Source organism: Streptomyces sp. NPDC060366 (assembly GCF_042725135.1).
In the GTDB taxonomy this organism is placed as follows: Bacteria; Actinomycetota; Actinomycetes; order Streptomycetales; family Streptomycetaceae; genus Streptomyces.
Genome location: NZ_JBHXDC010000001.1, coordinates 943,285 through 967,132, shown reverse-complemented (window position 1 = coordinate 967,132; position 23,848 = coordinate 943,285). Strand labels below are relative to the sequence as shown.

Genomic DNA, 23,848 nt, shown 5'->3' with positions numbered 1-23,848 from the left:
ACCCGCTGACCCGGCTTGTTCACGCGCCACAAATCAGCCTGAGTGTCCGAACACACCCCTCCTGCGACCCCGCCCCCCTCACGCCGGTGGTCCCGACGGTCACCGACCGCCGTTCGCCTCCCGCGGGTTGGAAGGGGGACGCGCAGGGGTCGTGGCCGGACACTTGGGCTGATTTGTGGCGCGTGGACAGCCCGGTTCCCCTGAGACCAACGAACGGGGCACGCGCCGTAAATCACGCCGTCCGGGCATGACCCCGGAGCGGCCCACGGCCCCCGGCCCGCACCAGCCAAGCCCGGCGCCACAGGCGCCCGTCCCCATCGCCGGGCGGGCGCATTTGAAGCCCGGCCGGCGATTGAGGCCACAACCCGACCACCGAACGAACCCGGCAAACGAAACCCCGCAACAGCTCAGCGCTACGCGTCCTCGCGACGCACCGACAGCAGGTCCTCCAGTTGTTCCTCCCGCGCCTGCGCCGCCACGAACAGCAGCTCGTCCCCCGCCTCCAGCGTCTCCTCCGCGTGCGGCGTCAGCACCCGCGACCCGCGGATGATCGTCACCAGCGACGTGTCCTCCGGCCAGTTCACGTCCCCGACCTGGGTCCCCGTCACAGCCGACTCCGGCGGCAGCGTCAGCTCCACGAGGTTCGCGTCGCCGTGGCTGAAGCGCAGCAGCCGTACGAGATCGCCGACGCTCACCGCCTCCTCCACCAGCGCCGACATCAGCCGCGGCGTCGACACCGCGACGTCCACGCCCCACGACTCGTTGAACAGCCACTCGTTCTTCGGGTTGTTGACGCGGGCGACCACCCTCGGGACGCCGTACTCCGTCTTGGCAAGCAGCGAGACGACCAGGTTGACCTTGTCGTCGCCGGTCGCCGCGATCACGACGTTGCAGCGTTGCAGCGCCGCCTCGTCGAGCGAGGTGATCTCGCACGCGTCGGCCAGCAGCCATTCCGCCATCGGGACCCGTTCGACCGAGATGGCGGTGGGCGCCTTGTCGATCAGCAGGACCTCGTGGCCGTTCTCCAGCAGCTCGCCCGCGATGGAACGACCCACCGCGCCCGCTCCGGCAATCGCGACACGCATCAGTGACCGCCCTCCTCAGGGCCCTCGGCGAAAGCCGCCTCGACCTTCTGGATGTCGTCCGTACGCATCATCACGTGGACGAGGTCGCCCTCCTGGAGCACGGTCTGCGACGTGGGCAGTATGGCCTCGCCGAGCCGGGTGAGGAACGCGACGCGGACGCCCGTCTCCTCCTGGAGGGTGCTGATCTTGTGGCCGATCCAGCTCGCCGACGTGTGGACCTCGGCGAGCTGTACGCCACCGCTCGGGTCGCGCCACAGCGGCTCCGCGCCGGACGGCAGCAGCCGCCGGAGCATCTGGTCGGCGGTCCAGCGGACGGTCGCCACGGTCGGGATGCCGAGCCGCTGGTAGACCTCCGCGCGCCGGGGGTCGTAGATGCGCGCGGCCACGTTCTCGATGCCGAACATCTCGCGGGCCACCCGGGCGGCGATGATGTTCGAGTTGTCGCCGCTGCTGACCGCGGCGAACGCGCCCGCGTCCTCGATGCCCGCGTCGCGCAAGGTGTCCTGGTCGAAGCCGACGCCGTTGACACGCCGCCCGCCGAAGCCGGAGCCGAGCCGGCGGAACGCCGTGGGGTCCTGGTCGATGACCGCGACCGTGTGCCCCTGCCGCTCCAGGCTGGTCGCGAGCGCGGCTCCCACTCGGCCGCAGCCCATGATGACGATGTGCACGTCCTCTTTACCCCGCAGTCCTGTTCGCCGAGCTGACCTGCGTAAACACCTGGTTCACTCTTCCTTCTCCGTGCGCCGGGCCACGGACGGGACAACCGTACGGGGCGCCGCCCGGTGATGAGCTTATGCGTCCGTGTCCGCCGTGCCGTCACCCGTGTCGGGGAGGCGTCGGGGGGACCCTGAGACGACCCCGAGTTCCCCTCAGTCCACCCTGATATGTGTCAGGTTTCTTTGACAGGTCCGGAGGGCTACTGTCAGTCTTCTCTGACAGGTGCTGATGAAGGGCGCTGCGATGCAAGAGGTCCCGACCGGCGACGAGCTGCTGAAAGTGCTCGGCGCGCTCGGCAATCCACACCGGATGCGGATCATCGGCGCGCTCCTGGAGGGCCGGAACTACGTCAGCAGGCTCGCCCGCGAACTCGGCATCGGCCGTCCGCTGCTGCATATGCATCTCCAGCGGCTGGAGGCGGCCGGTCTGGTCGTCGGGACGCTGGAGCTGTCCGAGAGCGGCAAGGCGATGAAGTACTTCGAGCTGACGCCGTTCTGTTTCGCCCTGACCCCCCAGTCCGTCGCCACGGCGGCGCAGACGCTCACCGAGGAAGAGGGAACGACCATGAAGGAGTCCGCGAAATGAACGATTCGGGATGGACGGACCTGGCCGGGGCCATCGGCGCCGGAGGCGTCTTCCTGTTCCTCATCGTGGTCGTCTGGCAGGTCGCGGCGACCTGGCGCGCGCGCATGCTGGCCGCGCGTGAGGAGCAGTACAAGAAGCTCGCCACGAAGTACGCGCAGCTGTTGGAGGACAACGTCGAACTGCACCGCCGCACGCTCGACGAACTGACACAGGCCCGCGGCTCGATCGCGTCGATGGAGAAGATGATGCGCGAGATCGAGTAGTACCGGCGCCAAGTGAAGTCGTACGGCCGGGAGTTCCAGCTCCCGGCCGTACTCATGGAGATCCGTCACTCGGGGCACCACCCGCGCGCCGCGGCAGGTCGGCAAACCATTACGCCGCGGTGCGGAAGGAGTGTGCCCTCACTCACTCCATACAGAGGAGATTACTCATGACCACGTTGCCGAAGCGGCTCGCCGGCGCACCCGGCGGCAGCCGCGGGAAGTGGTTCGTCCTGGTCGCCTGGCTGATCCTCGTCGTCGCGCTCGGCCCGCTCGCGGGCAAGCTCGGCGAGGTCGAGGAGACGGGGCCGAACGCGTTCCTGCCCCGCGGCGCGGAATCGGCCCGGGTCAACACCGAGTTGGAGAGGTTCCGCACCGACACGCTGATGCCGGCGGTCGTCGTCTACACCGGCGAGGGGGCCGCGGCGAAGGCTGGGGCGGACCGCGGGCGCTTCGCGCCGTACGTCGCCGAGGGCGAGCAACTGCCGCCCGCCGTACGGTCCGAGGACGGCGAGGCCCTGATGGCCGTCGTGCCCCTGTCGTACGAGGACGAGATCACCGACACGGTCGACAGGCTCCGCGACATCGCCGGCGCCAACGCCCCACCGGGTGTCGAGGCCGAGGTCGGCGGCCCCGCCGCTTCCCTGACCGACTCCGTCGCCGTCTTCGACACCCTCGACTCGACCCTGATGATCGCGACCGGGCTCGTCGTCGCCGTACTTCTGCTCATCACCTACCGCAGCCCCCTGCTGTGGCTGTTCCCGCTGCTCTCCGTCGGCTTCGCCGCCGTACTGACCCAGGTCGGTACGTATCTGCTCGCCAAGTACGGCCATCTGCCCGTCGATCCGCAGAGCGCGGGCATCCTGATGGTGCTCGTCTTCGGCGTCGGTACGGACTACGCGCTGCTGCTCATCGCCCGCTACCGCGAGGAACTGCACCGGCTGGAGGACCGGCACGGGGCGATGAGGACCGCGCTGCGCCGCTCGGGCCCGGCGATCCTCGCCTCGGCGGGCACCGTGGCGATCGGACTGGCCTGTCTGGCGTTCGCCGACATCAACTCCTCGCGCTCCATGGGGCTGGTCGGCGCCGTCGGGGTGGTCTGCGCGTTCCTCGCGATGGTCACGGTGCTGCCCGCGCTGCTGGTGATCGCCGGCCGCTGGGTCTTCTGGCCGTTCGTCCCGCGCTTCGGCACCCCCATCCGTAAGGAGGCCACCGTGTGGTCCCGGATCGGCGCCCTGGTCGCCCGGCGCCCGCGCTGGTCCTGGCTGATGTCGGTGGGCGTCACCGGTGTGCTCGCGCTCAGCGCGTTCGGCATCGACATGGGGCTGCGGCAGTCGGAGATGTTCCAGGAGAAGCCCGAATCGGTCGTGGCACAGGAACTGATCTCCGCGCACTACCCATCCGGCGCCTCCGACCCGGCGAAGGTCGTCACCCGCGCCGAGCGCGCCGCCGACGTCGAGTCGGCCGTACGGGACGTCAAGGGCGTCGCGCGCGTCGAGGACGGCGACCGTACGCCCGACGGCCGCCTCGCCTCGCTGTCGGTGGTGCTGACCGACGCCCCGGACAGCGCGGCGGCCAAGGACACCGTCGACCGGCTCCGGGACGCCGTAGGCACGGTCGAGGGCGCCGACGCCGTCGTCGGCGGGGCCACCGCGCAGACCCTCGACACCCAGCGGGCCGCCGACCGCGATCTGCGCACCGTCATCCCCGTGGTGCTGGTGGTGGTGCTGGTCGTACTGATCCTGCTGCTACGCGCCCTCGTCGCACCGCTGCTCCTGCTCGCGACGGTCGTCCTGTCGTACTTCGCCGCGCTCGGTGCGTCGAACCTCCTCTTCGAGAACGTCTTCGGCTTCGCCGGTGTCGACTGGTCCATCCCGCTGATGGGCTTCGTGTTCCTCGTCGCCCTCGGCATCGACTACAACATCTTCCTGATGCACCGGGTCCGCGAGGAGGCGCTGCGGATCGGCCACAAGCGCGGCGTACTTGAGGGCCTGACCAGCACCGGAGGCGTGATCACCTCGGCGGGTGTGGTGCTCGCCGCGACCTTCGCCGTCTTCGCGGCGCTGCCGCTGGTGACGATGGCGCAGATGGGCGTGATCGTCGGTGTCGGAGTCCTGCTGGACACCTTCCTGGTCCGTACGGTGCTGGTGCCCGCGCTCGCGCTGGACCTGGGTCGCCGGTTCTGGTGGCCGGGCCGGATTTTCGCCCGGGGCGACCACGACGGGCCGACGGGGCCGTCCGAGCGGCCGGCGGGGGAGCGCTCGCCCGAGCACGTCTGAACGCCGTCCGCCGGAGTCCCGCCGTCACGCTCGCCGGAGCCCCGAAGCCCGGTGCGGCAGGCGGCGGGGCTCCTGCCCGGCCCCGGGCGGGGTGGTGCTTGGGACGCCCCAGGCCGGACGGCTTACGATCCTCATCGTGCCGAAACTGACCGACGTGCCCAAACGGATCCTGATCGGGAGGGCGCTGCGTAGCGACAGGCTGGGAGAAACGCTCCTTCCTAAACGCATCGCACTGCCCGTCTTCGCCTCCGACCCGCTCTCCTCGGTGGCCTACGCACCGGGAGAAGTACTCCTGGTGCTCTCCATCGCGGGCGCTTCGGCGTACCACTTCAGCCCGTGGATCGCACTGGCCGTCGTGGTCCTGATGTTCACCGTCGTCGCCTCCTACCGTCAGAACGTGCACGCCTACCCGAGCGGCGGCGGCGACTACGAGGTCGCCACCACCAACCTCGGACCCAAGGCCGGTCTGACCGTCGCGAGCGCCCTGCTCGTCGACTACGTCCTGACCGTGGCCGTGTCGATCGCCTCCGGCGTGGAGAATCTCGGCTCGGCGATCCCCTTCGTCATCGAGAACAAGGTCCTGTGCGCGATCGGGATAATCGTCATCCTGACGCTGATGAATCTGCGCGGCGTACGGGAGTCGGGCAAACTCTTCGCCATTCCGACGTACATCTTCGTCACCGGCGTCTTCATCATGATCGTGTGGGGCGCCTACCGCGGATTCGTACTCGACGACACCATGGACGCGCCCACCGCCCACTTCGAGATCAAGGCGGAGGAGAGCGGTCTGACCGGGTTCGCGCTGGTCTTCCTCCTGCTGCGCGCGTTCTCCTCCGGCTGCGCCGCCCTGACCGGCGTCGAGGCCATCAGCAACGGCGTCCCCGCCTTCCGTAAGCCCAAGAGCAAGAACGCGGCGACGACGCTGGCACTGATGGGCACCCTGGCCGTCACCATGTTCTGCGGCATCATCGGCCTGGCCATGGTCACCGATGTGAAGATGGCCGAGTTCCCGGGCAAAGACCTGCTGCGCGACGGTGTGCCGGTCGGTGACGGCTACGTCCAGGACCCGGTCATCACCCAGGTCGCCGCCGCCGTCTTCGGCCAGGGCACCTTCTTCTTCGTCCTGCTCGCCGCGGCCACCGCGCTCGTGCTGTTCCTGGCCGCCAACACCGCGTACAACGGCTTCCCGCTGCTCGGCTCGATCCTCGCGCAGGACCGCTATCTGCCGCGCCAGCTCCACACCCGCGGCGACCGGCTCGCCTTCTCCAACGGCATCGTGCTGCTGGCCGGCGCCGCCATCCTGCTGGTCTGGTTCTACGGGGCGGACTCGACCAAGCTGATCCAGCTCTACATCGTCGGCGTCTTCGTCTCCTTCACCCTCAGCCAGACGGGCATGGTCCGGCACTGGAACCGTCATCTGCGGACCGAACGCGACAAGGCCAAGCGCCGTCACATGATCCGCTCGCGCGCGATCAACACCTTCGGAGCCTTCTTCACCGGGCTCGTCCTGATCGTCGTGCTGGCCACCAAGTTCACGCACGGGGCGTGGGTCGCCCTGCTGGGCATGTTGATCTTCTACGGGACGATGAGCGCGATCCGCCGGCACTACGACCGCGTCGCGGCGGAGATCGCCGCCGCCGAGGCCCCCGGCCCCGACAGCGTACGGCCGTCCCGTGTCCACACCATCGTGCTCGTCTCCAAGGTCCACAAGCCGACGCTGCGCGCGCTCGCGTTCGCGAAGCTGACGCGCTCGGACCGGCTGGAGGCGCTCTCCATCAACGTCGACCCCGCCGAGACGAAGCAGCTGAGGGACGAGTGGGAGCGGCGCGGCATCAACGTGCCGCTGAAGATCCTCGACTCCCCCTACCGCGAGATCACGCGCCCCGTCATCGAGTACGTGAAGGGCCTGCGCACCGAGAATCCGCGTGACGTGGTCAGCATCTTCATCCCCGAGTACGTGGTCGGCCGCTGGTACGAGCAGGTGCTGCACAACCAGAGCGCGCTACGGCTCAAGGGGCGGCTGCTCTTCTCCCCGGGCGTGATGGTGACCTCGGTGCCGTACCAGCTGGAGTCCTCCGAGGTCGCGAAGAAGCGGGCCAGACGGCGTGCGGAGTGGAGCGCGCCCGGCTCGGTGCGGCGTGGGCCGGTGGACACACGGCCGAGGAAGGAGCCCACGGGGAAGTCCTGAGGGGCCTCGGGTGGCGATGGGCGGCGCCGCCCGCACGTAGACTGATTGGCTCCGTCGCCCTAGCTTCCCGCCTTTGACCTTGCCTTTGACCTTTGGAGCCCAGCCCCTCATGCAGACACAACCGCAGCCTTCAGAGCAGGCTCCTGAGCAGGCTTCGCTGGTCGGGGAGGAGTACGAGGTCGAGGTCGGTCCCGTCGCGCACGGCGGCCACTGCGTCGCCCGCACCGACGAGGGACGGGTGCTGTTCGTACGGCACGCGCTGCCCGGCGAGAAGGTCGTCGCCCGCGTGACGGACGGCGACGAGGGCTCGCGCTATCTGCGCGCCGACGCGGTCACCGTCCTGGAAGCCTCCAAGGAACGCGTCGAGGCCCCCTGCCCGTACGCGGGTCCCGGCATGTGCGGCGGCTGCGACTGGCAGCACGCCAAGCCGGGCGCCCAGCGCCGCCTCAAGGGCGACGTCATCACCGAACAGCTCCAGCGACTGGCCGGCCTCACCCCGGAGGAGGCGGGCTGGGACGGCACGGTCATGCCCGCGCCCGGCGACAAACTGCCCGCGGGCGAGGTGCCGCAGTGGCGTACCCGCGTGCAGTACGCCGTCGACGCCGACGGCCGGGCCGGTCTGCGCAAGCATCGCTCGCACGACGTACAGGCCATCGACCACTGCATGATCGCCTCCGAGGGCGTCAGCGAACTCGGCGTCGAGAAGCGCGAATGGCCGCAGATGGCCTCGGTCGAGGCGATCGCGGCCTCCGGCTCCGGCGACCGCCAGGTGATCCTCGCCCCGCTCAAGGGCGGCCGGCTCCCCCTTGTCGAGCTGGACAAGCCGGTGTCGGTCCTGCGGATCGAGGAGCACGACGGGGGAGTGCACCGGGTCCACGGCCGCGCGTTCGTCCGCGAACGCGCCGACGACCGCACCTGGCGCATCGGCATGGGCGGCTTCTGGCAGGTCCACCCGAAGGCCCCCGAGGTCCTGGTGGAGGCCGTGATGCAGGGCCTGATGCCCCGCAAGGGCGAGACGGCGCTCGATCTCTACTGCGGGGTGGGCCTGTTCGCCGGGGCGATCGCCCAACGCGTGGGCGAGACGGGCGCGGTGCTCGGCATCGAATCCGGCAGGCGCGCGGCGGAGGACGCCCAGTACAACCTCCAGGACCTCCCCCGGGTCCGCATCGAACACGGCAAGGTCGACACGGTGCTGCCCCGCACCCAGATCACCGAGACGGACCTGATCGTCCTCGACCCCCCACGCGCGGGCGCCGGCAAACAGGTCGTCAACCACCTCGCGGGCCTGGGCGCCCGCCGCATCGCCTACGTGGCCTGCGACCCGGCGGCACTGGCCCGCGACCTGGCGTATTTCCGCGACTCGGGCTACAAGCCGCGGACGCTGCGGGCGTTCGACCTGTTCCCGATGACGCACCACGTGGAGTGCGTGGCGATCCTTGAGCCGGTGAAGAAGGACGACTGACCCGGGGACTTGCGCGCGTGCGGTGTGGGCGTCGCGGGCGATATCGTCACGCTCATTTGACCCTCGTCGGGTGTCAGGCAACCTTTTGGGCAGGTTCAGACCCTGTCAGGGTGGCGTATATCAAGGGTGTCGAGGGTGAGTGACGCTCTGTCAGGGGTGGCGCGCGGAGTCGGTCGCCAGCAGCGGCGGCGGCGTCACCGCCGCTGACCTATCCCGCACACCGCCTTCCGCGGTGCGTTCACCGAGGTGCTCGAAGGCTGCACAGCCGACGCCGAACCGTATGAACAGGAGCAGGAAGAGGGGCGTCCGGCGGCTGCTACGACTTCGCGGGGGGACCTGAGTCCGTGCAACCAGTCGACCGGCCGGATGGTCCTGTGGTGTGTGACCTCGAACCCCCGCCGCCCGCGCGGTGGCTTACGTCTGTGGCCGGTCGGCACCGTCCTCGCCCTGACCTTCACCGCGGCGATGGCCGTGGCCACCGCGGTGTTCTTCGCCGGATGGGATCTCCTGGGTGCCCGGTCCCTGAAGCCCGAGCGGCAGCTGACGTCATCGACCTTGTTCGACCTGGTGAAGCTCGCCTTCGGCGTCGTCGCGGGGGCCGGCGCACTGGTGGCCCTGGTTGTGGCCTACCGGCGCCAGCGGGTTGACGAAGACGGCGCGCTGCGCGAGAGCACCCGCCTGCACACCGAGCGCTTCACCAGCGCCGTCTCCCAGCTCGGTGACGAGTCGCCCGCCGTACGCCTGGGCGGTGTGCACGCTCTTGCGGGCCTCGCCGACGACGCCCCTACCCGCGAGCTGCGCCAGACCTGCATCGATGTCCTCTGCGCGTACGTCCGTCTCCCTTACACCGCCGAGAGCGACATCCCTCCGAACGACACTGCCGCCCGCCACTCGTACATGTCCCTGCGGGAAGTACGGCACACGGTCATCCGTCTCATCCGCGACCACCTGCGCCTTGGCACCGACCGTCCCCATTCCTGGCAGGGCCACGACTTCGACTTCACCAGCGCGGTCTTCGACGGCGGCGACTTCAGTGAGGCAAAGTTCCACCGCGGCACCGTCGACTTCAGCAACGCGTCTTTCGTCGCCGGCACGGTCACCTTCCTCTTCGCGTCCTTCGTCGGCGAAGGGGGCGGTGTCTTCCGCAACGCGTCCTTCGCCGGCGGCACTGTTACCTTCGCCGGGGCGAGTTTCAATGGGACGGGCTTCGACGAAATCACCATCGACTTCGGCGGGGCGTCCTTCGCCGGCGGCACAGTCGACTTCAACAACGCCAGCTTCAAAGGCGGCAACATCAACTTCCGCAACGCGTCCTTCGAGGGAAGCACAGTCATCTTCCGCGAGGCGTACTTCTCCCACCGCACGGTCGACTTCTGGCGCACGAACTTCAACAGCGGCACAATCGATTTCTCTCGTGCCAGGGGGGCGGTTCCAGACGGGCTGGTGCCCCCGAACGGGGTGTCCCTGCCGACGGGCCTGACGATTCCTCCCGCGTGGCGACAGACGCCCTGAGAGCGCCGAGGCGGCTTCGGGCTGAGCCGGCGGATGAGGACCTGCTGGTTCTGCACCTGCTGGCCGGGCCGTGCGGCAGGTCGCCGCGGCGCTGCTGTCCGAACCTGCATGGTCGAGACGAGCCGACCCTCGACTTCTTGTGCGAGCAAGCGGCCGGTGGGTGGGATCGAGACCTCGGTGCGGATCTGGGACGGGATGGCCTCGACGGTTTCCTCTTCTCTCCGGTACAAATTCGCGTGGCTCAGCACGCTCTCTGACAGGCCAACAGCAGGAAGAGAAGTTCGGCGCCCGTCGGTCGAGTTCCAAGTAGCCGAGTTCATCGATCTTTGCCGAGATCGTGACTATGTGGGCTATTTGAACGTGCGAGATCATTGCTCGTTCACCAGTCGTTCTACTCGGTGGTGTTCGGCATGGTTTCGGGGGCGGGAGAGCTAACGAAGCGCTCGGGCAGATGCCGAGAGGAGCGGCGGCTGAGGCAGGCTTCGAACCAGCTGCCTTGACCACCGTTTGTTACCGATCTTGGATTGGTTGCTCCGGCGGTCGCGACATACTGCGCGTAGCGGAGGTGTGCATCGGTGAGGCTTTCCGATCCGTTGGGACCGCCCCGTACGTCATCGGCGTTCAAGTCGTCCTGGCCGTCGTCCTCCCATCCGCATTCATGGCAGATCTCCCACTCAACGCGGGCGTCCAGGGTCGAAAGCTTGCAGCAGGGGCAGCTGTGGTCAGCGGCATTACAGCCGGTCGAGGAATGCGTGAATCTTATCGGTGGGTTGGTAGTCCAATGGGGCACGTACTTCACTCTGTAGACGGCCAGTAAGGCCGCCAAGGACCCCTGTAGCCCGGCCCAGATCGGCGTCGTTCTTTTCCTGCGGAAACTCCTTCTCGAATCACATCGCACCGGGCCGGGGGCTCCAGGACGTTCGGCCCTGGCCTGCTTTCGGGACACGGTGAGCCTTATCAGTGGGTCACCATGTTCATCGTCACCCGCGAGAGGTGACCGCCGCTGCAAACTCCCGCCGCACAGGGTGCGTTCGTCGGCCTGGTCCTGCTGGACGGCACCTTGGCGGAGTGCGACCGGGTCGGCACCTCCGGCCACTCGCCGGCGCAACTCCCACAACTCGTCCGGCACCAAACGCTCCACGATCCTCTGCTCGCGTGCGGCGGTCGGGACCGCAGGTCACGCACGTCGGGAGATGCACGGGTGTATCTGGCCCAAGTATGCCGTGACGGCATGGTGTTCACTGGTCGACGAGGAATGCTTGAGGCGGTGCGGCACTCCCCTAACAGTCGCGCGCCGCAATTCGGCCGAGCTCACCGAAGGCGGGCCAAGTGCTTCGGAACGATGGGTGTTCAGCATTGGTTTCGCAATGCCGTAACGGCTCATGCTGTGAACGTAAGGAGTGCACATGCATAACGTGGCGGCAAACGCGTCACGGCTGGATCGGGAGAGCCGGACTTCTTCAGCAGTCGGCGGAAGGGATGTCCCGTTGTCGGATTCGAAGGGCCTGATGATCCAGGCCGGTATATCCTCGCAACGCTGGGAGTTGCCGCGTTCACTTGTCGTGACGCGCGTTCTGCTGAATCTGATGTTCGGCCTCACGCTGCTGGGTGGTGTGGGCGTGCTGAACTCGCTGCTGGAGCTGGGCAGTCGTGTCACGCCGACCCTCACTCTGGCGGCGCTGTACGCTGTCGTGCCGGGTATCGCCGCCGCGATCCTGGCGCGGCACTTGTGGACCGGTGGGAAAGCCGTCCGATTCGTGCTGATCGGCCTCCAGACGTGGCTGCTGATCGGCGGCGTCGTCAATCTTTACGGCGGATCGACGCGCGGGATCACCCAACTACTGCTACCCGGTGCTCTGCTGGCGTTGCTCAGTGCGGGTGCGAGCCGGGCCTGGTTCGAACTGCCCGCGGAGCAGCGGGCCGTGAGGCCCCGTTGGACGCGCGAGAGGTGGCGTCGGAACGCGATCCCGTCAATTCCGCACCTGATCACGTGGCGCCGGAACCGCGGCCAGTCGACGGTCGAGTATGTCGGTCTGATCGGCCTGGTCGCCCTCGTCATCGGCACGCTCCTGTTCAGTGGCGTTGGACCCCAGATCTCGGGCGGCCTCAAGACTGCGGTCTGCGACATCCTCGGCGGCGATTGCGAAAGCGACACGGTCGCCGGGGACGACGGCGAGCCGGGTGATGGTGACTCCGATGGGGGCGCCGGCGGTGATTCCGGTGGTGACTCGGGTCGGGACAGCGGTGGTGATTCCGGTGGATCCAGCGGTGGTGGCTCGTCCGGTGGTGACAGTGGTGGTGACTCCGATGGTGGCTCGTCCGGTGGTGACTCAGGTCGGGGCAGCGGTGGTGATTCCGGTGGATCCAGCGGTGGTGATTCCGGTGGATCCAGCGGTGGTGATTCCGGTGGATCCAGCGGTGGTGGCTCGTCCGGTGGTGACAGCGGTGGTGACTCCGGTGGGTCCAGCGGTGGTGGTTCGTCCGGTGGTTCGTCCGGTGGTGACAGTGGTGGTGATTCGGGTGGGTCCACCGGTGGTGGTTCGTCCGGCGGTGACTCGGGCGGTGATTCCGGTGGCGACTCGGGTGGTGATTCGGGTGGGTCCACCGGTGGTGGTTCGTCCGGCGGTGACTCGGGCGGTGATTCCGGTGGCGACAGCGGTGGTGGTTCGTCGGGTGGCGACTCCGGCGGTGACTCGGGCGGAGGCGACTCCGGCGGGAGTTCCAGTGGCGGATTGGTAAGTGGCGGTTTGATCGGCGGCGGTCTGGTCACTGGTGGTCTGGTCAGTGGTGGTTCGTCGGGTGGCAGTAGTAGCGGGAAGTCCGGTGGCAGCAACTCCGGAGGCAGCAACTCCGGTGGTGGTGACAGCGGTGGTGACTCTGGTGGCGGCGACAGCGGCGGTTCGTCCGGTGGCAACGACGAAGAAGAAGGCGAAGACGAAGAATGTAATGACATCTGGGGCCTCGGCGGCGTGATGAAGTGCGAGGAGAAGGAGGACAACAAGCTGAAATGCCCGACCGGTACCCAGGCCGCCTCTCATGGCAGCGTGACCACCGGTGCAGTCGGCGGCGGGCGTTACACCCTCGCCTCGGCCGGGGCCCGTACGCATGCTGTGGTCAGTGAAGCCAAGCTCGCGGCCGACCCCGGAACCTCTTCTCCGCTGGACCTGATGGACTCGGTGTCCGGACTGTCCCTTGCCGGTGTCGACACGTTCCAGGATGTCGACGACAGGTTCAGCAACGCCATCGGGCTAACAGACCCGCCGCTCCCGCCGGTCACCGGCGACCCAGGGCCGGATCCGAAGCCGAACAAGGCGAAGCAGGGGAGGTGCTCCCCGGAACAGCGCGAGAAGTCGGAGGAGCGGAAGGACGACGACAAGGGTGATAAGTGCCAGGTGGTCGCGACCCCCGGCCGCGGATCCAAGCTCGGCGGCAGCGTGTTCGTGTCGGCGATGGCCCCCGTTGCGGACGACTGCGAAGAGGAAACCCCCGAGCCCAGCAAGGAGATCTCGTCGCTTCAGTCGCCTGAGGAGAACAAGGCGAGCATCGATGACAGGCCGGCAGGGGATGGTTTCAGCGGCATGTTCGACCCGCTGACCGGCGGGTTCCTGGTCCAGTTGAGTGGCCGTCCCGGCAACCCGGACGCTCTGCTTCCGCGTAACGGAGGGCACAGAATCATCAACGACCGGTTCTTCGGCGGATCCGATGAGACTGTTGGTTTCAGCCTCATCAAGCAAGATGACGGCAGTCTCAAGGTGGTGTGGGGTTCCAGCGTCAACAGCACCAACTTCGGAGACCGAGACGCGCCGGATGAGTACCACGATCGGATCATCGAAACGATCGCGGATGCCACCGGTTACGAAGTATGGGCCGAGTACTGAAAATGAATGACAGAAGTTTCGTCGGCGGGCTCCCCGTCCCCGGCCGACTGATCGGACTGATCAGGGCCGGGAAGTGGGAGCCGCCGAGCGATGACGTTCTGCGAAGCGTTTTCGGTCACGAGCCGGAGGAGCCGCTGTTCTACGACGAGGACGGCCTTGTCCAGGAGAACCGCACGTGGCAGAACTATCCCGGGATCGCGTGGCCCGGCGACCCGGCCGACAAGGACAACCTGGGAATCGTCGCCGAACGCTCGATGGTCATCGCGGACCTCGGCCGCGACCTGCCCGTCGTTCTCGACTATCGCGAATCCCCGACCTCACCCCGAGTCATCTACATGAAATCCACTGCCTGGGTGCAGATCGCCGCGAGTTTCGGGGATCTCGTCGATCTTCTGTACCCACAGGAAGATGTCTGAGACGCCACGCCATCCGCTTGTCGACCACGGGCTGGTCCGGTCGAACCGGGTTCCTGATCGGGTGATCGTGTGCGGGTCGGCGCATGACAGCAGGGTCTCTCGGTAGTTCGCGGACGGCTACTGCCACCGCGTGATGCTCGACGCGATCCGGTACGCCGTCGACAACGGCGCCAAGTGGATCAGCCTGCCTGCTGACTTCCCGCCTGCCTGGCGCGCGCACGCCTTCGCCCGCCGTCGGCAGGTCAATGGCCTGCTCGCCGAGTCCCGCAACCGCCTGCGCGTTACCGCCGGTCCCGCTCGATATCGGCCGCCGCCCGCGCCGAAGCCACCGTCGCCGCCGCATAGTGCGGATCTTCGACCCGGGTGTGAGCAGCCGCACGGTCGCCCAGCGCGTACCCGCCGGATCGGCCGTTGCGGTTCCGTTATCGTCCGGGCCAGGTCCGATCACACTGCGGACGCAGCCTGACTGACCATGACCGCTCACCGCACGAGGCCTTCGGGATTCCGGTCCCGCCGCCGAAGCGGCGTGCCTCCGGCGGCGGGACCCGCTGCCGGCCCGTCCCGGCCGACGCGAGACGGCGTGACCTTCCAGCGCCCCGGACCCGTTGCGGGCGGGCTTCTTCGCGTCAGCCCTTCGTTCCTTCATTCCCCGAGACGAAAGATTCGGCATGAGATCTGGCATGGGAATCTCCCCAGCTTCAGGCAGGCGAACTTCCGGAAGACGGATACGTGCGGTCGCCCCGTTGGGGGCTCTCGCCATGGCCGCCGTACTGACCGCGGCCGGGATGCCGGGGGTGGGCCAGGCGGCAGTCGCCTTGTCCTCTGACGCTCCGTCAGGGTCGGGGACGGCTCGGTCCGTCGCGGGGTCGAAGATTGCGAAGACGGTGACGCTGATCACCGGCGACAAGGTGTCGATCGCCGCGGACGGCTCTGTCTCCGGGGTCGAGAGGGCCAAGGGGCGGGAGGGCGTGTCGTTCTCGGTCCGGGAGGTCGACGGGCACCGCTTCGTCATCCCCGGCGACGCGGCGCTGCCGGTGGCCCAGGGCAAACTGGACCGGCGGCTGTTCGATGTGACGCAGCTGCTCGCGTACGGCTACGACGACGCGAGCCGGTCCGACCTGCCGCTGATCGTCACCTACGCGGGGGACGAGACACCCACCGCGAGCGCATTCCGCGACGCACGGGCTCGGGTGGGCCGGTCACTGGCCACGATCAACGGCGTGGCGCTACGGGCCGACAAGCGCGGCCACTCAGCGTTCTGGGACACCTTCACCGAGGGCGGTGACGGCGGACAGGGCACCGCGCGGCTGTCCGGTTCGCCGGCGGCGAAGAAGGTGAAGAAGGTCTGGTTGGACGGCAAGCGCCAGGCCGCCCTGGACAAGAGCGTGCCCCAGACGGGCGCCCCGATGGCCTGGGACGCGGGGTTCGACGGCACTGGCGTCACCGTCGCCGTGCTGGACAGCGGCGTCGACCAGACGCACCCCGACCTGGCGATCCAGGAGATCGCCGAGCGGAACTTCTCCGACTCCGCGGACAACGTCGACCGGGTCGGCCACGGCACCCACGTGGCCTCAACGGTGGCCGGAACGGGCGCCAAGACGCAGGGCAAGTACAAGGGCGTCGCGCCGGGGGCACGCATCCTGGACGGCAAGGTCCTGAACGACAACGGCGGCGGCCAGGACTCCGGCATCATCGCGGGCATGGAGTGGGCGGTGGCGGAGGGCGCCCAGGTCGTCAACCTGAGTCTGGGCGGCACCGACACCCCTGACATCGACCCGATGGAGGAGACGGTCAACCGTCTCTCCGCCGAAACGGGCACGCTGTTCGTCATCGCCGCGGGCAACTCGGGCCAGGGTGAGAGCACCGTCGGATCGCCGGGCAGCGCCGAGTCCGCACTGACGGTCGGCGCGGTGGACAAGGCCGACCAGCTCGCCGACTTCTCCAGCCGCGGCCCACGCGTCGGTGACGGCGGGGTCAAGCCGGACCTGACCGCGCCGGGCGTCGACATCACGGCTGCCGTAGCCGCCGGGAGCGGCATGGGGGAGTCGTCCCCCTCGGGGACGCCCGGTTACGCCACCGCGAGCGGCACGTCGATGGCCGCTCCGCATGTCGCGGGTGCCGCAGCCATCCTGGCGCAGCGGCACCCGGACTGGACCGGCGAGCGGATCAAGGCGGCGCTGGCCGCCTCCGCGAAGCCCGGCCCGCACAGCGCGTACCAGCAGGGCACCGGCCGGACCGATGTGGCCCGGGCGATCGAGCAGACCGTTGTCGCCGAGCAGGGCCCGATCAGCTTCGGCCGCCCGAAGTGGCCGCACAGCGACGACCAGACGGTGACGAAGGAGATCACGTACCGGAATCTCGGCACCGAGGCGGTCGTTCTGGACCTGGCCACCGAGGCACTCGGGGTGGACGGCGGACCCGCCCCCGAGGGCATGTTCACGATGTTGTCGCGGCAGCTCACCGTTCCTGCGGGCGGTACGGCGAACACCGCGGTGACCGCCGACACCCGCGTCGGCGGCGACGCCCACGGTTCGTTCGGCGGCTCGGTGACCGCGGCCTCGGCCGACGGCCGGATCTCGGTGCGCACCGCCTTCGGCGTGGAGCGGGAGGCCGAATCGTACGACCTGACCATCAAACACCTCGGCGACGACGGCAAGGCGTCCGGCAGGGGCTGGACGACGGTCGAAGGCCGGGACGAAGACTACTTCGGGGAGTTCCTCGACCCGACGGACGGCGAGGTCACGGTGCGCCTGCGGAAGGGCAGTTACGCGCTCACCGGAGTCCTCGCCGCCGACGGCGGGTCCGTCACCACCGATTCCCTCTTCCTGGCTCCGGGCTTGAATCTGACCAAGGACACCACGGTTGTGATGGACGCCCGTAAGGCCAAGGCCACTCGCGTCACTGTCCCCGACGCGGCAGCCAAGAACCATCACGCGCAGCTCATCCCGGGCTACACCCGCTCCGACGGGCAGCCCCTCGGCTTCATGCCGGCCATCTTCTCGTTCCGCGATTTCCAGAGCTTCAAGGTCGGACACATCGGCCCTCAGTTGCCGAAGGGCGGGGCATACGCCCAGTTCAGCGGCTTCTGGACGCGTCAGCCGGCCGAAGGTAAAGCCGTGAACTACCGCCTCGCGTGGAACCGTTCGGGTTCGCTCGGCGGCTTCTCCGCCGACATCCCGCGCGAGCAACTGGCCGAGATCGACTTCGCGGTGGGCAGGCCCGGCCCGGACCCGGCCGCGCAGGTTTCGGTGATTCCCCTGTCGCCCTTCGGCGAGTTCGGGGCCGACTTCAGCCCCCCGACGCAGCGCCAACTGCCGCTGCGGACCACCGAATACGTGCTCGGCAACGGCGTCGAGTGGGGCTACTCCGCACATCAATTCGATTCAGGGAACTCCCAGATGGGAGAGTTCACGTCGTACAGGCCGAAGAAGAGGTACATGGTGCGATTCAACGTCGGCGTCTTCGGCCCGGTCCTGTCCCCGGCCGAGGGTGAACCGCGGCAGGGCCTGCCGGGGATCGCACGGAGCGGGAACACGATCAAGGCGCACCTGCCCCTGTTCGGCGACAGTGACAGGCATGGCAGCAGCACCGCCGTGACGAAGCTGGAGAGTTCGCTCCGCGCCGACGGTGAGGAGATCTCCACCGAGGGCGATCCGCTGGACATCGCCGAGTACACCGTCCCTGCCGAGGGCAGCCGGTACGAACTGAGCGTCGACGCCTCCCGGGACCCTGAGACTTCCCCGGTCAGCACCCGCGTGCGGGCGCGGTGGACGTTCGGGTCGGCGAACGTGTCCGAGGAAAGCTGGACCAGGCTGCCGCTGTCCGTGGTCCGCTTCAACCCGGAGCTGTCGCTGACCAGTACGGCGAAGGCCGGCGCGAGGTTCGAGGTGCCTTTCACCGTGGAGGGCGCGGTCACCGCGGCCGGGGCAGAGGAACTCGCGTTCGAGGTGTCGTACGACGAGGGCGGTACCTGGACCACGGCCGAGGCCGTCGACGGTACCCACCTGTCGCTGGACCACCCCGAGCGGCCCGGCACCGTTTCGCTGCGTGCCAAGCTGACCGACCGTGACGGGAACACCCTGGTCCAGACGATCGACCGCGCCTACCTCACGGTGCGCTAGGTCCGAGGGCGGGTGAGGGCCGAAGGCCCGACGTGACGGCGTGTCAGGGGCCCACAGGTCCTGGACACGCCGTCGTCGCGTATGCCCCGCCGTAACGGTCGCCATGGTCAGGAGAGGGCGGGGCCGGTGATGAACCGTCCGTCGGCGTCGTACGGCCAGACATTGGGGACGCAGCCGTTCATGCCCTTGATCTGCTGCATCATCGCCGGGGCCGGTTCGCCCTCGCCGGGGCAGCCGACGTGACCATGGCCGAGGAAGTGGCCGACCTCGTGGTTGACGATCAGCGCGCGGTAGGCGGTGACTTCCTTCGCGTAGACGGGAGTTGCCAGGAGCCAGCGCTTGAGGTTGACCATGACGTCCTTGCCCACGTTGCAGTTGACCTCGCCTCCGGTGTCCAGACCGTACTGTCCGCAGATCTCGTCCACGGTTCCGGGAGTGGCGACGCGTACGGCGAAGTCGGTCGGGCCGCTGGAGACGCGCCGGAAGGCCGACTTGCCGTCCACCGTCCAGCCACGGGGATCGGCGAGGATGCGCTCGACCTCGGCGGCGACCTCGGCGGCGGAGAGGGAGAGGCCGTCCTCGACATCGACCCGGTAGCGCAGGGTGTTGCCCTGTCCGGCTTTCGCGCTCTCTCCGGGGGCGGGGGTGAACGTACCGGGGCCGGACGTGGGGATGCGGGGTGCTGACGAGGTGTCGGTGGATGTGGGGGTCTGCTTGGTGCCGCGGCTCGATGGCTGCGGTGAAGGGCTGTGGGGAGGCGAAGGGGCGGGAGACGGACCGACGGTGGCAGGGGCGCCCGAACCGTCGGAGTCGCCCGAGTCGCCCGATCCGTCTTTGGCGGCGGCCCCTTCCGAGGTGGACGAGGACGAGGTCCACGCCGTGGCCGCCGAACCGGCCAGCACCAGTACGGCGACCGCGGCCAGGCCGCCCAGCCAGGGCCCCTTCCCCCGGCCGCGTGCGGAGCCGCGCGCATGGCCCTGCCTGCGACGACGGGAAGATGAGCGGGCGCCGGAGCGAGAGCCGGAGCGGGTTGCCTTGTGCGTGGTCATGCTTCCGCACACTGGGCGGGTGATGTGCGCGCACGTGGTCCACTCGATCACGAAACGATAACGGCGCCCGTGTGATCATCTGGTAACAGCCCTCCCGGCCCGCCCACGCCTGTGCGAATAATGAGCCCATGCCACGCGTTCTGCTCATCGAAGACGACCGGGCGGTCCGGGTGGCCGTCGGGCTGGCGCTGCGCCGTCAGGGTCACGAAGTCTCGGCCGCCGAGAGCGGGGAGGACGGGATGACCCGGCTGCGGTCCTTCCGGCCGGATGTCGTCGTACTCGATCTGATGCTCCCCGGGATGACCGGCCTGGACGTGTGCCGCGAGATCCGCGCCGTCGACCAGACGATGCCGATCATCATGGCCACGGCACGGGGCGATGAGGTGGACATCGTCATCGGACTGGAGTTGGGAGCCGACGACTATGTCGTCAAACCCGTCCAGGCGCGGGTGCTTCAGGCGCGTATCCGCGCCGTCCTACGCCGCGCGACCGGCGGCGCGAGCGCCGACCCGTCCTCCGACGGCATACCGAAGATCGAGACCCACGGAGAGCTGTCCATCGACCGGGCCGGGATGTCCGTCGCACGGCAGGGTGTGCCGGTCGCCCTCGCAGCGTCCGAACTGCGTTTGCTGCTGACCCTGTCCGCCTCGCCCAGCCAGGTGTTCAGCCGTCAGCAGCTCCTGGAGATGGTCTGGGAGCACAGCTACCACGCCGACGCGCGCCTCGTGGACGCCTGCGTCAAACGGCTGCGCTCGAAGATGGGAGAACCGGCGGGCCGGCCTCGTTACGTCCAGACCGTACGCGGACTCGGCTACCGGTTCGTGTCCCGGTGAAGTCCGCGCTCCGGTGAAAGCTCCCGTTCCGGCGGCGGTACCCGCTTCGGTGAAATCCCCGGGCATGGGCCGGTTCAAGGCCCCTCAGCTGCGCGGGCTCCGCACCCGCCTGGTCATCGCCTTCGGCCTCGTCGCTGTCCTCACCGCCACCGTCACCGGCTCCCTGACCTTCCGTGAGGCCCGTAACGGCATCCTCCAGCAGAGCCAGGACACAGTGATCAAGCAGCTTCGCGGCCGGGTCGACGGGATCGCCGCCAGTCTCACCCTCCCCCCGACGGAGTCGGATCTACGGCGCTTCGCGACCGACATCGCGGCCCACGAACAGTCCCGGCCCAGGCGCGTACTCGTCGTCTACCGCGACTTGAGTGCCACCTCTGTCCCCGGCGACTCGTTCGAGGAGCTGACGCCGGCCCTGCGCGAGGCCGTGCGCTCCGAGCCCGTCACCGTCTTCCAGCGAGTGCGCGACGGCGACCGCACCTCGCTCGTCGTCGGCATGGCGGTCGCCTTCGAGCCCTCGACGGAGCGGGGCCCCCTCGCATCCGGCGTCCAGGTCTTCCTGACGGTTCCTCAGGCGGACGAGCAGGTGTACGTGGACGCCCTGGTCACCGCCGTCGAGCGGGCCACCGTACCCGCCCTCGGCCTCGCCGTCCTGTTCGCCCTGCTGGCCGCCCGTGGTGTGCTGCGGCCCGTACGCGCACTGCGGCACGCCACCCGCAGCATCGCCGAGGGCCGCTTGGACACCCGGCTCGCCGTCAACGGCTCCGACGAACTGGCCGATCTGTCGCGCACCTTCAACGAGACCGCCGTCGCACTGGAGACGTCGGTGGCCGAGCTGCGCGAGATGGAGGCACGCGCCCGCCGCTTCGCCGCCGACGTCTCGCACGAGCTCCGTACCCCCCTGGCCGCCATGTCGGTGGTCACCGACGTACTCGACGAGGACGCGACCCGGCTGGACCCGGACACCGCCACTGTCGTACGGCTGATAAGCGAGGAGACCGTGAAGCTGGCCCGTCTGGTGGACGACCTGATGGAGATCTCCCGCTTCGACGCGGGGGCCGCCGTCCTGCACCTCGACGAGATCGATCTTGCCGAGTCCGTACGCCGCACACTCGCCTCCCGCGCCTGGTCGGAGCAGGTGGAGAGTCTGCTGCCCGAGCCCGACGCACTGCGCGGCCAGGTCGATCCGCGCCGCCTCGACGTGATCGTCGCGAACCTGGTCGGCAACGCTCTGCGGCACGGCGCACGCCCTGTGGAAGTGCGTCTGTACGGTCACGGAGAGGGAACCGGGCAGGAGGCGCGGGCGGTCATCGAGGTACGGGACAGCGGTCCCGGCATCCCCGACGGCGCTCTCCCCCATGTCTTCGAGCGTTTCTACAAGTCGGACACTGCCAGGACCCGCACCGAGGGCAGTGGCCTCGGACTCGCGATCACCGCCGAGAACGTACGCGTGCACGGGGGCACCGTCCGTGCGGCGAACCACGCCGGAGGCGGTGCCGTCTTCACCGTGGACCTTCCGTTGCGGCGCCAGGACGACCGGCCCGTGGGAGGCCCCCGATGAGCCCCGCTCGCCGTGCCGCCGCCCCCCTCCTGCGGTGCTCGCTCCTCTCGACGGCGCTGTTCGCGCTTTCCGCCTGTGGCATCGCTCCGACCGGCGTGGTGCACGCGGGTGAAGCCGCCGCCGGCGTCAAGCCGACCACACTGCTCCACTTCGTCGGCGACGGCACCCTGGTCGCCGTCCCCCGCAGGGCCACTGACGCGGTCGACGCCGAGGAGGCGGTGGCGATGGTGTTCGAGGGCCCGACCGACCTGGAAATGTCCGACGGTCTGACCACCGAGCTACCACCGTTGCCGCCGCAACCAGCCTTGGAGGCCGCGGCTCCGGCGAAGACGTCGTTCGTGGTGAAAGTACGGACGGAGGGCGACACGGTGTCGATCGAGCTGCCCCGGAGCCACGAGAGTCCCCTCTCCGGCACCGCGTCCGACCAGCTGATCTGCACGGCCGCCAGTGCTCACCTCGTCACGAACCCGGACGTCGACTCGGCGAAGGTGACCGTGACGGGCCACACCCGCACCGGCCGATGGCGCACGGAGGGATCGAGCACCACCTGCCCCAGCCGCGCGCCCCAGGTCGGATCGAGCACCGTGGCCTCGCCCGCCGGGCCGTCGCCGGCTTCCTGAGCCTCCTTCGTCCGTGAAGGGTCGACGAGCCGACGCGATCAACTTGCGCGGCAGAGCGTGTCCGGCGGTACGTGACAACGCTGCGCGCCCTGGGGCCGGGGACGGAACTGCTCGACCCACAGCTCGCCGCACATGTCCCGGTAACGCTCGGCGAGTTCGTCCGGATCGATGACCGTGAGCGCCGCGAGCAGCTCCGGGCGGGCCACCGCAGGGACGCGTCCGACTTCATCGTTCCCGCCGCTGCGCCCGCTTTTCAGAACTGTGCCGTAACGTCACGAGTTTCACCGGCAATCGCCGAGGTAGACGCCCTTTGACCACCCATGAGCTGTCGCCGTCGACGGAAACGGAATGGCGAGGCGAAAAGGGATCACGTTCGATATCGGGGCGCGCGTGCCCGGAATCGACTACCCAGGAGAACCCAATGACTTTTGTGGACGGGGACCGCACCACACCTCGGGAGCCCGGTGTCATCTCCACCCCCGAGCCGGCTGCCGCTCCGAAGCCGACCATGCTGGAATCCATGGGCGGCCCGGCGGGATTCGTGTACTCCACGGTCCCGGTCGTCGTATTCGTGGTGGCCAATTCCCTACAGCCCACGTCGGTGGCCATCGCTGTGGCGATGGCCACCGGTGTGGTGCTCACCGTGGTGCGCCTGTTTCGCGGCGAGCGTGTCGCCTCGGCGGCCGGCGGGCTCGTCGGCGTCGCGGTCGCCGCGGGCATCGTCGCTCTGACCGGCTCGGCCAAGGACTTCTTCCTGCTGGGGATCTGGGCGGCCTTCGCCGGTTTCATCGCCACGTTCGGCTCGCTCCTGATCCGTCGGCCGCTGACCGGTGCCGCGTGGAATCTTCTGCATGGCGGCCAGTACGCCTGGCGGGACGACCGAGCCGTGCTGCGGGCGCACGACATCGCCACACTGGCCGCGGCGATCGTGTTCGGCGCCCGATTCGTCGTCAAGCAGTGGCTCTACGTCCACGATTTCACCGGCTGGCTGGCGTTCACGAAGATCGCCATGGGCACCCCGCTGACGATTGTCGCCGCACTGGTCGCCGCCTGGGCGTTCCGGCGGAGCTCCAAGCGGCTGATCCGGGAACCCTGAACGGCCCACGTACGCAAGCGACATCAGTCAGAAAGAGCCGAAAAGTGGCGAGCCGCATCACTCGAGGAAATTCGTTCCGGGCGCTGGGCGCGTTCGAGAAGACCATCGATCTCTATATGCGCAGAAACCCCGTTCAGTTTTCCCTGGTAGCCGAAATTGACCGTCAGATATCGGCGACGACTTTGGCGC

General features: G+C 68.8%; 18 protein-coding genes. 13 read left to right on the top strand and 5 right to left on the bottom strand.

Translation table 11 applies throughout. The features are described from left to right. Positions 1-413: 413 nt before the first annotated feature. Together ACFWHU_RS04120 and ACFWHU_RS04115 are read right to left on the bottom strand one after the other, a co-directional pair. Entirely contained in the window at positions 414-1,085 is a 672-nt protein-coding gene (locus ACFWHU_RS04120) for a potassium channel family protein (protein WP_387223781.1), read from the bottom strand. Beyond that, positions 1,085-1,753: a potassium channel family protein gene (locus tag ACFWHU_RS04115; protein ID WP_385798146.1), complete on the bottom strand. Its 669-nt coding sequence runs from the start codon at positions 1,751-1,753 to the stop codon at positions 1,085-1,087. The genes ACFWHU_RS04120 and ACFWHU_RS04115 overlap by 1 nt, the downstream gene beginning before the upstream one ends. A 292-nt stretch (positions 1,754-2,045) precedes the next feature. Between ACFWHU_RS04115 and ACFWHU_RS04110 the strand changes: the two genes are divergently transcribed. The 6 genes from ACFWHU_RS04110 to ACFWHU_RS04085 all read left to right on the top strand — a co-directional run bounded on the left by ACFWHU_RS04110 (position 2,046) and on the right by ACFWHU_RS04085 (position 10,088). Next, a complete protein-coding gene (locus ACFWHU_RS04110; protein ID WP_385798145.1) occupies positions 2,046-2,387 on the top strand; it encodes an ArsR/SmtB family transcription factor in 342 nt (113 codons plus the stop codon). After that, positions 2,384-2,650, top strand: coding sequence for a hypothetical protein (locus tag ACFWHU_RS04105; RefSeq protein WP_385798144.1), 267 nt, complete (start codon positions 2,384-2,386; stop codon positions 2,648-2,650). The genes ACFWHU_RS04110 and ACFWHU_RS04105 overlap by 4 nt, the downstream gene beginning before the upstream one ends. A gap of 167 nt (positions 2,651-2,817) precedes the next feature. Further along, the gene (locus tag ACFWHU_RS04100) at positions 2,818-4,926 is read left to right on the top strand and encodes an MMPL family transporter (protein WP_387223778.1); all 2,109 of its coding nucleotides are present in this window, start codon (positions 2,818-2,820) and stop codon (positions 4,924-4,926) included. A 136-nt stretch (positions 4,927-5,062) separates the two neighbouring features. After that, a complete protein-coding gene (locus ACFWHU_RS04095; RefSeq protein WP_385798141.1) occupies positions 5,063-7,114 on the top strand; it encodes an APC family permease in 2,052 nt (683 codons plus the stop codon). Between the two features lie 109 nt (positions 7,115-7,223). After that, positions 7,224-8,576 carry a class I SAM-dependent RNA methyltransferase gene (locus ACFWHU_RS04090; RefSeq protein WP_385798139.1) on the top strand — a complete coding sequence of 451 codons (1,353 nt, stop codon included), beginning with the start codon at positions 7,224-7,226 and terminating at the stop codon, positions 8,574-8,576. 381 nt (positions 8,577-8,957) lie between these two features. Beyond that, positions 8,958-10,088, top strand: a complete 1,131-nt coding sequence (locus tag ACFWHU_RS04085) for a pentapeptide repeat-containing protein (RefSeq protein ID WP_387223775.1) — start codon at positions 8,958-8,960, stop codon at positions 10,086-10,088. Between the two features lie 391 nt (positions 10,089-10,479). Here ACFWHU_RS04085 and ACFWHU_RS04080 read toward each other — a convergent pair whose 3' ends face one another. After that, a complete protein-coding gene (locus ACFWHU_RS04080) occupies positions 10,480-10,878 on the bottom strand; it encodes a CPCC family cysteine-rich protein (protein ID WP_387223986.1) in 399 nt (132 codons plus the stop codon). Positions 10,879-11,494: 616 nt separating this feature from the next. On the opposite strand from ACFWHU_RS04080, the gene ACFWHU_RS04075 reads away from it, so the two are divergent. The 3 genes from ACFWHU_RS04075 (at position 11,495) to ACFWHU_RS04065 (ending at position 18,503) form a co-directional block, all read left to right on the top strand. Then, positions 11,495-13,966: a hypothetical protein gene (locus tag ACFWHU_RS04075; protein WP_387223773.1), complete on the top strand. Its 2,472-nt coding sequence runs from the start codon at positions 11,495-11,497 to the stop codon at positions 13,964-13,966. A 2-nt stretch (positions 13,967-13,968) separates the two neighbouring features. Next, the gene (locus tag ACFWHU_RS04070; protein ID WP_387223771.1) at positions 13,969-14,382 is read left to right on the top strand and encodes a hypothetical protein; all 414 of its coding nucleotides are present in this window, start codon (positions 13,969-13,971) and stop codon (positions 14,380-14,382) included. 884 nt (positions 14,383-15,266) lie between these two features. Beyond that, complete coding sequence (locus tag ACFWHU_RS04065) at positions 15,267-18,503, top strand: S8 family serine peptidase (protein WP_387223769.1); 3,237 nt, start codon at positions 15,267-15,269, stop codon at positions 18,501-18,503. 107 nt (positions 18,504-18,610) lie between these two features. Here ACFWHU_RS04065 and ACFWHU_RS04060 read toward each other — a convergent pair whose 3' ends face one another. Further along, the gene (locus ACFWHU_RS04060) at positions 18,611-19,552 is read right to left on the bottom strand and encodes a DUF3152 domain-containing protein (protein WP_387223767.1); all 942 of its coding nucleotides are present in this window, start codon (positions 19,550-19,552) and stop codon (positions 18,611-18,613) included. A 128-nt stretch (positions 19,553-19,680) separates the two neighbouring features. Between ACFWHU_RS04060 and ACFWHU_RS04055 the strand changes: the two genes are divergently transcribed. The 3 genes from ACFWHU_RS04055 to ACFWHU_RS04045 all read left to right on the top strand — a co-directional run bounded on the left by ACFWHU_RS04055 (position 19,681) and on the right by ACFWHU_RS04045 (position 22,563). After that, positions 19,681-20,385: a response regulator gene (locus ACFWHU_RS04055; RefSeq protein ID WP_387223765.1), complete on the top strand. Its 705-nt coding sequence runs from the start codon at positions 19,681-19,683 to the stop codon at positions 20,383-20,385. 64 nt (positions 20,386-20,449) lie between these two features. Further along, positions 20,450-21,943 carry an ATP-binding protein gene (locus tag ACFWHU_RS04050; RefSeq protein WP_387223763.1) on the top strand — a complete coding sequence of 498 codons (1,494 nt, stop codon included), beginning with the start codon at positions 20,450-20,452 and terminating at the stop codon, positions 21,941-21,943. Further along, positions 21,940-22,563, top strand: a complete 624-nt coding sequence (locus tag ACFWHU_RS04045; RefSeq protein WP_387223761.1) for a hypothetical protein — start codon at positions 21,940-21,942, stop codon at positions 22,561-22,563. The genes ACFWHU_RS04050 and ACFWHU_RS04045 overlap by 4 nt, the downstream gene beginning before the upstream one ends. 38 nt (positions 22,564-22,601) lie before the next feature. Here ACFWHU_RS04045 and ACFWHU_RS04040 read toward each other — a convergent pair whose 3' ends face one another. Then, complete coding sequence (locus ACFWHU_RS04040) at positions 22,602-22,769, bottom strand: hypothetical protein (RefSeq protein ID WP_387223759.1); 168 nt, start codon at positions 22,767-22,769, stop codon at positions 22,602-22,604. 215 nt (positions 22,770-22,984) lie between these two features. Here ACFWHU_RS04040 and ACFWHU_RS04035 point away from each other — a divergent pair, with 215 nt between their 5' ends. Then, positions 22,985-23,659: a DUF3159 domain-containing protein gene (locus ACFWHU_RS04035; protein WP_387223757.1), complete on the top strand. Its 675-nt coding sequence runs from the start codon at positions 22,985-22,987 to the stop codon at positions 23,657-23,659. Positions 23,660-23,848 lie beyond the last annotated feature (189 nt).

Bases quoted from the DNA above. Each gene is read 5' to 3' on its own strand.
- ACFWHU_RS04050 (WP_387223763.1), top strand. From the start codon at position 20,450: ATGGGCCGGTTCAAGGCCCCTCAGCTGCGCGGGCTCCGCACCCGCCTG.
- ACFWHU_RS04060 (WP_387223767.1), bottom strand. From the start codon at position 19,552: ATGACCACGCACAAGGCAACCCGCTCCGGCTCTCGCTCCGGCGCCCGC.
- ACFWHU_RS04045 (WP_387223761.1), top strand. From the start codon at position 21,940: ATGAGCCCCGCTCGCCGTGCCGCCGCCCCCCTCCTGCGGTGCTCGCTC.
- ACFWHU_RS04035 (WP_387223757.1), top strand. From the start codon at position 22,985: ATGACTTTTGTGGACGGGGACCGCACCACACCTCGGGAGCCCGGTGTC.
- ACFWHU_RS04110 (WP_385798145.1), top strand. From the start codon at position 2,046: ATGCAAGAGGTCCCGACCGGCGACGAGCTGCTGAAAGTGCTCGGCGCG.
- ACFWHU_RS04090 (WP_385798139.1), top strand. From the start codon at position 7,224: ATGCAGACACAACCGCAGCCTTCAGAGCAGGCTCCTGAGCAGGCTTCG.
- ACFWHU_RS04120 (WP_387223781.1), bottom strand. From the start codon at position 1,085: ATGCGTGTCGCGATTGCCGGAGCGGGCGCGGTGGGTCGTTCCATCGCG.
- ACFWHU_RS04075 (WP_387223773.1), top strand. From the start codon at position 11,495: ATGCATAACGTGGCGGCAAACGCGTCACGGCTGGATCGGGAGAGCCGG.
- ACFWHU_RS04055 (WP_387223765.1), top strand. From the start codon at position 19,681: ATGCCACGCGTTCTGCTCATCGAAGACGACCGGGCGGTCCGGGTGGCC.
- ACFWHU_RS04070 (WP_387223771.1), top strand. From the start codon at position 13,969: ATGAATGACAGAAGTTTCGTCGGCGGGCTCCCCGTCCCCGGCCGACTG.
- ACFWHU_RS04100 (WP_387223778.1), top strand. From the start codon at position 2,818: ATGACCACGTTGCCGAAGCGGCTCGCCGGCGCACCCGGCGGCAGCCGC.
- ACFWHU_RS04105 (WP_385798144.1), top strand. From the start codon at position 2,384: ATGAACGATTCGGGATGGACGGACCTGGCCGGGGCCATCGGCGCCGGA.